Below are 12347 nucleotides of genomic sequence, written 5' to 3'. Positions count from 1 at the left end.
CTTTTTCTATTTCCATTAAAAATAAAAAAATGTTTTTATAATATTTTGTCAACTCGTTGACCAAGCTATTTTTCCAATGATATCATGACATTGTAAACGTTTTCGATAAACATTATTTAAAAAAAGTATTTAAGAAAAAATTCATAGGGGAGGAAGTAAAAATGAGTTTCGGTAATCATGTCCAATTTAAGGTTTATCAGCAGCACGAGAAAAATATCATTCCAGTATCCTACGAAGAGCTAGAGGCAAAGGCTAAGGAAAAGCTAGAAAATAAGCCGTATTATTATGTGGCTGCTTCAGCAGGTGCCGAAATCACTGCAAAGCAAAATAACAAGGCGTTTGAAAAGTGGCAAATTGTCCCTAGAATGCTTTGCGATACATCCTCCAGGAATTTAAGCATTGAGCTTTTTGGAAGAAAATACGCCTATCCCGTTTTATTGGCTCCGGTTGGAGTACAGTCTATTGTCCATCCGGAAGGTGAACTCGCAACCGCACGTGCAGCGGCGGCAATGGATGTTCCGTTCATTGCAAGTACAGCCTCTACATACAGTTTGGAAAAAATAGCTGGCGAGATGGGACAAGCTCCCCGCTGGTATCAATTATATTGGAGTAAAGATAGGGAAATTGCAGCGAGTATGGTGAAAAGGGCGGAAGCAGCTGGTTATGATGCGATCGTCATCACCTTGGACACACCGATGATGGCATGGCGCGAAAAGGATATTGAGAATGCCTATCTGCCATTCCTGGAAGCTCAGGGAATCGGCAATTATTTAGAAGACCCCGTATTCTGTTCAAGACTAGACAAATCTCCACAAGAGGATTTACAAGCGGCTATCATGCTGTGGGCAAGGGTTTTCGGCAATCCGACTTTAACATGGGAGGACCTTGAATTTATTAAAGCTCAAACCTCCTTACCAATTCTACTAAAAGGAATATTACATCCTGAGGACGCAAGGCTTGCAGTAGAACATGGAGTAGATGGAATCATCGTCAGCAATCACGGCGGACGGCAGGTCGACGGTGCCATTGCGGCAATCGAGGCGTTACCGGAAATTGTCGATGCTGTAAAGGGAGACATTCCTATCCTGATGGATAGCGGAATTCGACGAGGCTCAGATATTTTAAAAGCTTTGGCAATAGGAGCGAAAGCAGTGCTGGTCGGGCGTCCATATATGTACGGATTGGCCTTGGCGGGTGAAGAAGGGGTTAAACAAGTTTTAAGAAATCTGCTTGCTGATTTTGACCTCACACTTGCTTTATCTGGTAAACGCACTGTTTCCGAATTAAATAGAGATTTGTTAAAAAGAGCTTAGGGGGCAAGTAAAATGGAGGAATTGGTGTTAAACGCAATTCAAGACGAATATCCGGCTGATTTTGCCTGGTGCTATGGCTGCGGAAGATTAAATGAAGCAGGTCATCACTTTCGGACCGGCTGGAACGGAGAAAAAACAGTCACCATCTATACCCCCAAACCTGATCATTTAGCGCTGCCGGGTTTTGTTTATGGAGGGCTTGTTGCTTCCTTAATAGATTGTCATGGTACGGGTTCAGCGGCTCTGGTCCTGCACCGGAAAAATGGTCATGAACCTGGGGAAGGGGCTGAACCGCCTCGTTTTGTCACAGCATCCTTAAATGTCAATTTTATGAAGCCAACTCCCCATGGCATACCATTAAAAGCGGTAGGCATAGTGGAGGAAATTCACCCTAAAAAATTTAAAGTGACAACCGAAGTGTATGCGGCTGAGACTCTTTGCGCAAAAGGAGAAGTTGTCGCAGTTGTCATGCCAAGCACGTTTGTACAAAAGGGAGAATAATGAAGAAAAGCAGTCCATTGACCAAACAGGGTTGATAGGACTGCTTTTTTCTATCTATTCATCAGAGTTCTCGAGACTGTTAAAAAAATCTTCAACTAAAGTCTCCAATTTATTGAGGCATTCCTTCAATATTTCGCCTTGCTGTGTTTTTAACGAGATTAGAGCGCTATCAATTAAGAATTTACGTGGATTTTTCGCATCCAGCAACTCTTCTTCGATAAAATCCAAAAGATTCATAAAGGGAGATTGTTCATTTTGGTCCATTTTGTTCTTTAAGGTGAATATGGAATGGTGAAGCCGCTTTTGAAAATCATGTTGTGTCTTTTTGCAGTTAGGGAACCAGCTTTCCAAAGCTTGCGGCTGAATTAGCTGCTCGTCATTTTCAGCCACATCATTCACCATATTGACCAGCCGATTTACTGAATATCGCACTACTCGACTGAGATTAGCATTCGATTGCTGCGCCATCATCGAAAATTTAAGGTTTTCTCTAAGAATTCCCATAAACATAATAGCGCAATCTAATAAATATTCTTTCTTTTTTTCGCCAAATATGTCAATAAGCCGATGGTAAATCCAATGAATGTTCTTCACCCGGCCACGTTCAATATGCTGTTTAAGTTCAGTATCATTCGAAACCAAAACTTCTTCAAAAAGGGTGATTAACTTGTTTTTCCGATTTCCCTTTAAGTGAAATTCAATCTGATGTATGAAAATTTCAATATCTGAACGGTCCTGGCCAATTAATAATTCATTTCGTCTTGTTTCTAACTCAGAATAGACTGAATTAAATATTGCAAGTAATAATTCATTTTTTGAGGAAAAGTAATTATAAAAGGTCCCTTTGGAAATGCCGCTGTACTCTAAAATATCCTGAATCGATGTTGACTGAAACCCTTTATCAATAAATAGCTGATGTGCCATTTTGACAACATGCTTTTTTCGATCATTCATCATTTATCACCTTGATTTTTTTTTGTACTGAGTGTATAAAATCATAGTACCTGAATTTTTACTAGTTTACAAACCAATAAAACGCGCAGATTTTTTTATTGCAAAAATTGAACAGCGCGTATATTATTATGTAAGTATGAAACAGGGGTATAAAAAAATGAACAACTAGTTTATAGGGGGAAATAGAATGGATCAAACCATAAATAAGTCCGGCCGGCCGCCATATGGCATTATAGCGGTTTTAATGGTCGGTGCTTTTATTGCGTTCTTAAATAATACATTATTAAATATTGCTTTGCCTTCGATTATGAAGGACTTAGATGTGGAAGCATCAACTGTGCAGTGGTTGACCACTGGCTTTATGCTAGTTAACGGAATTTTAATTCCTTCCACGGCTTATTTAATTCAAAAATATTCTGTTCGACGATTGTTCTTATCGGCAATGCTATTATTTTTGGCTGGAACAATTCTCGCAGGAACTGCCCACGTTTTTCCTATATTATTAGGCGGGCGGATGCTGCAGGCCTCAGGTTCTGCAATCTTAATGCCGCTGTTGATGAATGTTATGTTAGTAAGCTTTCCTGTTGAAAAAAGGGGAACTGCAATGGGGGTGTTCGGTCTTATCTTAATGTCCGCACCAGCCATCGGGCCTACACTTTCAGGCTGGATTATTGAACATTATGATTGGAGAATGCTCTTCCACTTTATTACACCAATAGCAGTCGTTGTTGTATTAATCGGCTTTTTCTTACTGAAGGATAAAAAAGAAAAAATGAATATGCGTATTGATTTAATTTCACTTGCGCTATCTAGTCTTGGCTTTGGCGGAATCCTTTATGGATTTAGTTCCGCTGGAAAGCGAAATACTTCAGGCGATACAGGCGGCAGTACATGGGGCCAAGGAGGCTGGGATGACCCGATTGTCTATGGCTCAATTATTATTGGGGTTGTCTGCTTGATCGTGTTTATTTTGCGACAATTAAAACAAGAAAGTCCTTTACTGAATTTCCGTGTTTATAAATACCCAATGTTTGCTTTATCTTCTGCAATCGCCATGGTTGTCAATATGGCATTGTTTTCAGGAATGATTTTACTGCCGATTTATGTCCAGACCATTCGCGGTATATCACCTATGGATGCCGGTTTAATGCTGCTCCCTGGAGCAATTTTGATGTCAATCATGTCGCCAATCACAGGAAAACTGTTTGATAAGTTTGGCGGCCGTATCTTGGCTCTTACCGGTTTAACTATATTGACAGTAACAACTTTTATGTTTACTAAACTTGAGCTGCATACTTCGTATACACACTTGATTATTCTATATTCCGTCCGCATGTTTGGCATGTCGATGGTCATGATGCCGGTATCAACTAATGGCTTAAACCAATTACCAGCCCGCTTATATCCACATGGTACAGCAATGAACAATACTTTAAACCAGGTGGCTGGCGCGATTGGTACAGCCTTGTTAGTAACGGTAATGACCAACCGGACAACTTCAAAGGCAGAAGAACTTGGAGCGGCTGCTCAGGCAACATTGAAGAACGCTGCACAGGCACCGACACCGGAAGTTATCTCGCAAATGAAACAAGAAATTATGATGAAAGCCATGTTAGATGGAATTAATTACTCCTTCGTCTTTGCGACAGCCATTTCGGCGGTTGCACTCGTTCTCGCCTTCTTTATTAAGCGGGCAAAGCAGGCGGAAGATCCTGGTGAAACAAAGCCGGCAGGTACCAAGGCAACAACAAAATTAGCAGGAAATTAATCCTCCACCAAACTTTTTACCAGGTATTCCTTTCGGATGCCTGGTTTTTATATATAATGAAAAGAAGAGATGTTTCGGAAGGAGATGTAAGCTTTGCGAGTGATTTCGTTATGTCCGAGTAATACAGAACTGATGGAGTACCTGGGATTGACACACCTTTTAGCGGGTGTTGACGATTTTTCAGATTGGCCTGCATCTGTTTCAGGTCTGCCTAAATTGGGGCCCGATTTATCAATAAATATGGACTTAGTTGAAGAGCTGCAGCCAGATATGGTTCTGGCTTCACTAAGTGTACCCGGAATGGAGAAAAATGTAGAGGCCCTTAAGGAGCGGGGGATTCCTCATATTGTTTTAAACCCGCAATCATTAAACGATATTGAGCGGGACTTAATTATAACCGCTGAAATACTTGGAATGCCGGAACGGGGGACGACGGCTGCGAAGAAATTTTGCGAAAGGCTTGAAGCTATTAAATCCTTAGCCGCCAAGGTAACGAATCGTCCTACATTATATTGGGAATGGTGGCCAAAACCGATTTTCACGCCGGGAAAAATAAATTGGCTGACTGAAATTTCAGTGGCTGCAGGTGCAAAGAACGTTTATGCAGATGTGGAATTGGCAAGTGTTCAGACCGATTGGGAGGATGTTTTAAACCGGGAGCCTGACTTTATTTGTCTCGCCTGGGTCGGAGTCCGTAGGGAGAAGGTTCAAAAGAATGTTGTCAAGAAGCGGCCCGGTTATGAACGCTTAAACTATTTGACAGATGATCATATTCTCATCCTCGAGGAAGAACTATACTGCCGTCCATCACCAAGACTATTAGATGGCTTGGAAAAATTATATGAGCTTATACATAAATAAGAAGGTGTTAAATATGAACGAAAAAGGGTTGCAAGGAAAGAAGATAGTTGTTTGTGGTTCAAGAAAAATCGAAGAGATTAGTACGATCATTGAGAAACAAGGCGGAATTCCAATTATCCGGCCCCTCCAAGGGACAGTTTTTTTAGCTGAAAAGGAAGTGGAGCCTGACTTAGTGAAATTTGTAGAAAATGGGGCTGATTGGGTAATCCTTACAACCGGAATTGGAACCGAAACACTTGTTAGCTTAGCGGGAAAGCTCGGTTTAGAGGAGCTTTTCTTAAAAAGACTGCGTGAGGCTAAGGTGGCGGTAAGAGGCTATAAAACGATTTCGGCGCTAAAAAAATTAGCGGTACAACCGGTTGTCACAGCAGAGGATGGCACTACAAAGGGATTAGCTCAAGCACTTGAGTCCTACGATTTTTCCAATAAAAAGATTATGATACAGCTGCACGGGGAATTAGCACCGACGTTAACGGCGTTTTTTGAAAGCCGAGGCGGGGCGGTCCAAAAAATCCTCCCTTATCAGCACATCGCGCCTGAGCAGGAGATTGTTGAAAAATTGTCTCAAGAATTAATGATTATTGAGTGTGATGCTGTATGTTTTACTACGGCAACACAGGTTCACTCGCTTTTTGATTATGCTAGGGAGCAAAATATTTATGATCGTATAGTACATTCTTTGAATAAAAACATAGTAGCCGCGGCAGTGGGAAAAGTGACCGCTGAAGCCTTAAGAGAAGAAGGTGTAAACCGTCTCGTAGTTCCCGAAAATGAAAGAATGGGTGCAATGATTATCGAACTTGTCAAATATTTCAACGCCTAACAGTATGTATGTGCTCCTTTTGGAGCACTTTTTTTGGCTTGAAAAAAGTGTCGATAAAAAAGTTTGTAAGGAAAATTGACCATACGTCATTTTTTTACAATATTTTCAGATGAATTGTGTTAAATTGAAAAAGTATTCAGAAAAAAGTACAGCTAATAATATTTGTGTATCTGATAGGATTCTTTTTACATAGTGATTAAAGAATAGGTAGAACTATTTAACAGGATGTAAGGTGTAATGCCGATTTACAAACTGTAAAATAAATGGAGTATGCACAGTTTTGTAAAATATATATTGAAAAAGGGGGTTAAAAAAATTTATATATTAAAGCGCTTTCATTAATGTTGTCTCTATGAACAAAAAGGGAGGGCTTTTACTTGGCAATCGAAAAAATACAACGAATTTCCTTAACGAATCTTCAAAAAAACTTTCGAGAGGTTGAGCCGGGACTTACGAATCAAGAAGCGATCGAAGAATCTAATCGCTGCCTCTACTGTTATGATGCCCCATGTATCAAAGCCTGTCCCACAGGCATCAATATTCCTGCCTTTATTAAAAAAATTGCCTCAGGAAACTTGCTTGGATCTGCAAAAGCGATTATGTCTGCTAACCCAGTAGGAGCAAGCTGCGCAAGAGTATGCCCGACAGAGGAACTCTGTGAGGGTGCATGTGTCCTGAATCACTCCACAAAATCGATCATGATTGGCAATCTACAGCGCTATTCAACAGATTGGGCTATCCACAATAATACAACTCTATTTGCAAAAGGTGAAGCAAACGGAAGGAAGGTTGCCATAATTGGTGGAGGTCCAGCCGGATTGTCAGCGGCAAGTGAGCTTGCTCGGCTAGGTTATGAGGTGACTGTTTTTGAAGCAGCTGAAAAGGCGGGTGGACTAAATACGTATGGTATTGTTTCGTTCCGGTTACCGCAGCGGATTTCCTTCTGGGAAGTTGAGCAGGTGGAAAAATTAGATGTCACCATTCGAACCAATACGGTGGTTGGAAGGGACATTTCGGTTGAAGAATTAATGGAAGGGTTCAATCATGTCGTCCTTGCGGCTGGGATGGGTCATGTGCCAGACCTTGGCATAGAAGGCGAGGAGCTGGATGGGGTTTATGATGCCATTGAATTTGTCAAAAAAACCAAGGATGGAGTAATGTCGAATGATTTTGTAGGTAAACGCATTGTTGTAATTGGCGCAGGGAATACAGCCATTGACGGTGCGACCTGTTCCATTCGGCTAGGGGCTGAAAACGTGAAAATCCTCTATCGGAGAACGGCGGATGAAATGACAGCCTACGATTTTGAATATGAGTTTGCCAAACAGGATGGTGTCGAATTCCGCTGGCTGACTGCACCGCAAAGGATTATTGGAAATGAGAACGGCAAGGTGACAGGAATTGAGTGTTTAAAGATGAAGCTAGGTGAACCTGAGGCGGATGGACGGCGCCGTCCTGTTGCGGTTGCCGGCTCAGAACATGTCATTCCGGTTGATGCTGTGGTAAAAGCTATCGGACAAACAAGGCATCTCTCCTTAATTGACCAGTTTGGACTGAAGCACGACGGAGGTGTGGTTAAGGTTGACCCGGTTACATTGCAGACATCAAATCCAAAGGTATTTGCCTGCGGCGATGTGATTTTTGGCAAAGGACAAGGGGAAGCCATGGTTGTGACGGCTGCCCAGCAAGGGAAAGAAGTTGCTTATGCCATTCACAAACAATTTACTACGGTGGGAACTACTTGACCCGAGTTTATTAATCTCGTGAAAAACTTTAAAGGGGGAAATTTGATGGCTGATTTACGGATTAACCTCGCAGGGATCAAATCGCCAAATCCATTTTGGCTGGCGTCTGCACCACCGACAAATTCAGGCTATCAGGTTCAACGGGCCTTTGAGGCAGGGTGGGGAGGGGCTGTCTGGAAAACGCTAGGGGATCCCATACTGAATACAAGCTCCCGCTTTGCTGCCATCAGTTTTAACGGCCAGCGGGTCGCAGGCTTTAACAATATTGAATTAATTACCGACCGGCCGCTCGATGTAAATTTAAAGGAAATCTATGAAACGAAAAAGAAATTCCCGAATCATGCCATCATCGCCTCTCTTATGGTTGAGCCAAAGCAGGAAAAATGGCACGAAATTGTCAAACGTGTGGAGGATGTCGGGGTCGATGGACTTGAGCTGAATTTCGGATGTCCGCACGGCATGGCAGAGCGGGGCATGGGTTCAGCCTCAGGCCAGGTGCCGGCCCTTGTAGAAAAACAAACCTTATGGGTAAAAGAAGTGGCAAAAACGCCAGTTATCGTTAAGCTAACTCCTAATATTACCGATATTACAGCAACTGCGGAAGCGGCTTGTAACGGCGGTGCCGATGCGATTAGTATGATTAACACGATAAACAGCCTTATGGGCGTGGACCTTGATACTTGGAATACGATCCCGCATGTCGCTGGGAAGGGTGCCCATGGCGGTTATTGCGGTCCTGCCGTAAAGCCAATTGCCTTAAATATGGTGGCAGAGTGCGCCAGACATCCACAAATCAATGTCCCGATTTCCGGAATCGGCGGCATCTCCAACTGGCGAGATGCGGTTGAATTTATGCTGATGGGGGCAACCGGAGTTCAAATCTGTACCGCCGCAATGCATCACGGCTTCCGGATTGTCGAGGATATGATTGAGGGGCTGAATCATTACTTAGACGGCAAGGGCATTGCTGCTGTTTCCGACATTATCGGCAAATCAGTGCCGAAATACTCGGATTGGGGAAATCTTGATCTGAACTACAATATCGTAGCGAAAATCAATACGGATGTTTGCATTAACTGTAACAAATGTTATATAGCCTGTGAGGATACATCGCATCAATGTATTGAAATGCTTTCTGATACATCAGGAAAAAACTATCTGAAAGTGCGGGAAGAGGATTGTGTCGGCTGCAACTTATGCGCGATTGTCTGTCCGGTAGATGGGGCAATTGATATGATTGAAGTCCCGAATGAAATGCCGCCCATGACTTGGAATGAACGTCAGGCTGCTATTAACGCAGCCGTAACTTGCAAAGTGGATACAACTAAATGATAGATTAGGAGGGGCCAAACCAATGAAAAAAATCGTTAAAAACGGAACGATTGTTACAGCGGCAGATACGTTTAAAGGAGAAATTTTAATTGAAGACGGCAAAATCACACAAATTGGCGCCAATCTTTCGGCTGTTGGAGCAGAAGTGATTGACGCAAAAGGCTGCCTCGTCTTTCCCGGAGGAATTGACCCACACACCCATCTAGACATGCCATTTGGCGGTACTGTAACGAGGGATGACTTTGAATCGGGAACGATCGCAGCTGCCTTCGGAGGCACAACCTCGATCATCGATTTTTGCCTGACCAATAAGGGTGAACCCTTGAAAAATGCGATTCAAACCTGGCATAACAAATCCAATAATAAAGCCGTCATTGATTATAGCTTCCACCTCATGATTAGCGAAATCAATGATCAAGTACTTAATGAATTACCTCAAGTCATAAATGAGGAAGGAATCACCTCCTTTAAAGTGTTTATGGCGTATAAAAACGTCTTCCAAGCAGATGATGAGACCTTATTTAAGACGCTTGTGACGGCAAAGGAACTAGGCGCACTGGTCATGGTCCATGCCGAGAACGGGGATGTTATTGATTACTTAACGAAAAAGGCCCTCGCAGAAGGGAAAACGGATCCGATTTATCATGCCTTAACAAGACCGCCGGAGTTGGAGGGTGAAGCGACTGGCCGCGCTGCCCGCTTTACCGGTCTGGCCAATTCTCAATTATATGTCGTCCATGTTTCCTGTGCGGATGCGGTTGAAAAAATTGCGGAAGCGAGGGCTAAAGGGTATGAGGTTTGGGGTGAAACCTGCCCGCAATATCTAGTTCTTGATCAAAGCTATTTGGAAAAACCGAATTTCGAAGGTGCGAAATACGTCTGGTCACCGCCACTCCGTGAAAAATGGAATCAAGATGTCCTTTGGAATGCATTAAAAAGCGGCCAGCTGCAAACATTGGGATCTGACCAATGCTCATTTGATTTCAATGGCCAAAAGGACCTGGGACGTGGCGATTTTACGAAGATTCCAAATGGGGGACCAATGATTGAAGATCGTCTTACCATTTTATTTTCGGAGGGGGTAAAGAAGGGAAGAATCAGTCTAAATCAGTTTGTTGACATTACCTCGACGCGGATTGCCAAGCTTTTTGGTCTCTTCCCGAAAAAGGGAACAATTGCTGTCGGTGCGGATGCCGACATTGTCATTTTTGACCCGAACATAGAGCGGGTGATTTCAGCTGAAACCCATCATATGGCAGTTGATTACAATGCCTTTGAAGGAATGAAAGTCACTGGAGAGCCAGTTTCCGTTCTAGTCCGCGGCGAATACGTGGTCCGCGACAAGCAATTCGTAGGCAAGCCAGGCTCTGGTCAATACTTGAAAAGGGCGAAATATAGTTCAACCACACCGTTAAATCAGAATGAAACACTATCAATCTAGCAAACCTATCTTACACTCCTGCAATTGCTCGGGCGTGCTCGAGTGATTGCACCTTAAATGAATTGTTCATGTCGGTTGTTTTCATTAATTTTTTTTAAAAAAATTAACCGAATTGGAGTGTTCATATGAAAAAAAGCCATTTAAAATCACCCGATTTATTGCCCATCCAGCAAAAGGACCGGAAAATCACCAATTTAGGCTACTCCTTTATGTGGGTGGGGATGGTCGTCGTTCTTGCCACCTTCGCCATTGGCGGAGCGGGGGTCATGACCCTGTCGCTGCCTTGGGTAATCCTTGCAACGATTATCGGTAGTCTTGCTATCGGTTTCTTCATCTCTTTAATTGCGGACATTGGGATTGAACATGGGTTATCCTTTCCGGTCTATATGAGGGCGCCATTCGGCACCATCGGAACGCATATTCCTTCAGTTACCCGTGGTGTGACTGCGTCAATGTGGTTTGGGATTAACACCTATTTTGGGGCAACGGCAATGAACGGTATTTTAAATATTTTATTTGACTTTGATAACTGGTTTATTTGCTTCCTTATTTTTGCAATTGTTCAGTTGGTCAACACCGCTTTGGGAATTAAATCGATTGAGCGGTTTGCCGATTTGGCAGCGCCGATTATTCTTATTATCTCTCTTTGGATGTATGTGTCGTTATCAGACCAGGCCTCAGCAGCCGGAAGGGAGATTTGGAGCTGGGTCGAATCACCAGTTACGGGCGGAGCTGCTTTTACGGCGTTTTTAGTCGTTATTTTTTCTAACATGGGCTTTTGGGCGACCTTAAGCGCTGATATTCCAACGATATCTCGGTTTATCAAGGCACCTGCCAATGAAAAGAACTGGTTTAAGCGGAATAAAGGCTCGTTGATTGGTAACCTTGTTGCGATGCCATTAACACAGACTTTTATGATTATTATCGGTGCAGTTTCATATATTGCGGTACTAAATTATGATCCTGTGGTGGCTCTGCAGAAGGCTGCCGGCGGTTTCATTCTTGCTATTTTACTATTAATGATTGTGTTGGCTCAATGGTCAACCAATACAGCCGCCAATGTTGTCCCAGCTGCGACCATTTTTTCCAACGTGGGCGGTCCTAAGTTTCCGTTTTGGGCAGGTGTAATTACAGCTGGCATCGTCGGAACGGTCGTCCAGCCGTGGGAGCTGTTTGGTGTTATTATCCCGATTCTTTTATTTGTAGGGGGAATCCTTTCGGCTATAGTTGGTATTTTGTTTGCCGATTACTATCTGATTCGAAAAAGAAGGGTCAATGTTCCGGAACTATATGAAGATCATGGGCAATTTAAATACCTTGGCGGAGTAAACGCTGCCGGTTTTATTGCTTGGATTATTGGGGCAGTAGCATCTTATTTTGTTCCGGAATATGGCTTTCTCGTAGGCTTTCTTGCAGGTGCAGCCGTTTATTATGTTCTTGCTAAATATTGGTGGTTTAAACTTTACCGCCAGGCTGAGATTGAAGAGCCAAGGGATGAAAAATATTTAGGAATATCTGTCGGAAGGGACTGGGTGATTGAGGAAGATTCCATTCATGAAACTGTTACCGAAGAAATCCCTGAAAATCTAGATTTATTTTAAGGAGGCGG

The 12347-nt window shown here is 42.9% G+C and carries 10 protein-coding genes; 9 read left to right on the top strand and 1 reads right to left on the bottom strand.

All coding sequences use genetic code 11. The features are described 5' to 3' along the window. Positions 1–161: 161 nt before the first annotated feature. Together QNN06_RS15130 and QNN06_RS15125 are read left to right on the top strand one after the other, a co-directional pair. On the top strand, positions 162–1313 hold the full coding sequence (locus QNN06_RS15130; protein WP_284037831.1) for a lactate 2-monooxygenase: 1152 nt from the start codon (positions 162–164) through the stop codon (positions 1311–1313). 12 nt (positions 1314–1325) lie between these two features. Then, on the top strand, positions 1326–1814 hold the full coding sequence (locus QNN06_RS15125) for a PaaI family thioesterase (RefSeq protein ID WP_213115577.1): 489 nt from the start codon (positions 1326–1328) through the stop codon (positions 1812–1814). 54 nt (positions 1815–1868) lie between these two features. Here the strand turns inward: QNN06_RS15125 and QNN06_RS15120 are convergent, their stop codons facing one another. Then, a complete protein-coding gene (locus QNN06_RS15120; protein WP_213115578.1) occupies positions 1869–2768 on the bottom strand; it encodes a TetR/AcrR family transcriptional regulator in 900 nt (299 codons plus the stop codon). A gap of 187 nt (positions 2769–2955) precedes the next feature. Between QNN06_RS15120 and QNN06_RS15115 the strand changes: the two genes are divergently transcribed. The 7 genes from QNN06_RS15115 to QNN06_RS15085 all read left to right on the top strand — a co-directional run bounded on the left by QNN06_RS15115 (position 2956) and on the right by QNN06_RS15085 (position 12339). Next, positions 2956–4536 (top strand): DHA2 family efflux MFS transporter permease subunit, encoded by a 1581-nt coding sequence (locus tag QNN06_RS15115; RefSeq protein ID WP_213115579.1) that lies wholly within the window; start codon positions 2956–2958, stop codon positions 4534–4536. Between the two features lie 93 nt (positions 4537–4629). After that, positions 4630–5397 carry a cobalamin-binding protein gene (locus QNN06_RS15110; RefSeq protein WP_213115580.1) on the top strand — a complete coding sequence of 256 codons (768 nt, stop codon included), beginning with the start codon at positions 4630–4632 and terminating at the stop codon, positions 5395–5397. 13 nt (positions 5398–5410) lie between these two features. Continuing rightward, positions 5411–6220, top strand: coding sequence for a uroporphyrinogen-III synthase (locus tag QNN06_RS15105; RefSeq protein WP_217034682.1), 810 nt, complete (start codon positions 5411–5413; stop codon positions 6218–6220). 377 nt (positions 6221–6597) lie between these two features. Continuing rightward, positions 6598–7965: an NAD(P)-dependent oxidoreductase gene (locus QNN06_RS15100; protein WP_284037830.1), complete on the top strand. Its 1368-nt coding sequence runs from the start codon at positions 6598–6600 to the stop codon at positions 7963–7965. A 45-nt stretch (positions 7966–8010) separates the two neighbouring features. Continuing rightward, entirely contained in the window at positions 8011–9297 is a 1287-nt protein-coding gene (preA, locus tag QNN06_RS15095; RefSeq protein ID WP_284037829.1) for an NAD-dependent dihydropyrimidine dehydrogenase subunit PreA, read from the top strand. Between the two features lie 22 nt (positions 9298–9319). Continuing rightward, the gene (gene hydA / locus QNN06_RS15090) at positions 9320–10738 is read left to right on the top strand and encodes a dihydropyrimidinase (protein WP_284037828.1); all 1419 of its coding nucleotides are present in this window, start codon (positions 9320–9322) and stop codon (positions 10736–10738) included. 125 nt (positions 10739–10863) lie between these two features. Beyond that, positions 10864–12339, top strand: coding sequence for an NCS1 family transporter (locus QNN06_RS15085; RefSeq protein ID WP_284037827.1), 1476 nt, complete (start codon positions 10864–10866; stop codon positions 12337–12339). Positions 12340–12347: the final 8 nt, after the last annotated feature.

It is taken from the genome of Neobacillus sp. 114 (assembly GCF_030127045.1).
Classification (GTDB): Bacteria; Bacillota; Bacilli; order Bacillales; family Cytobacillaceae; genus Neobacillus; species Neobacillus rhizophilus.
The sequence above is the reverse complement of the archived record's forward strand: the minus strand, read 5'-3'. Positions and strand labels throughout refer to the sequence as shown.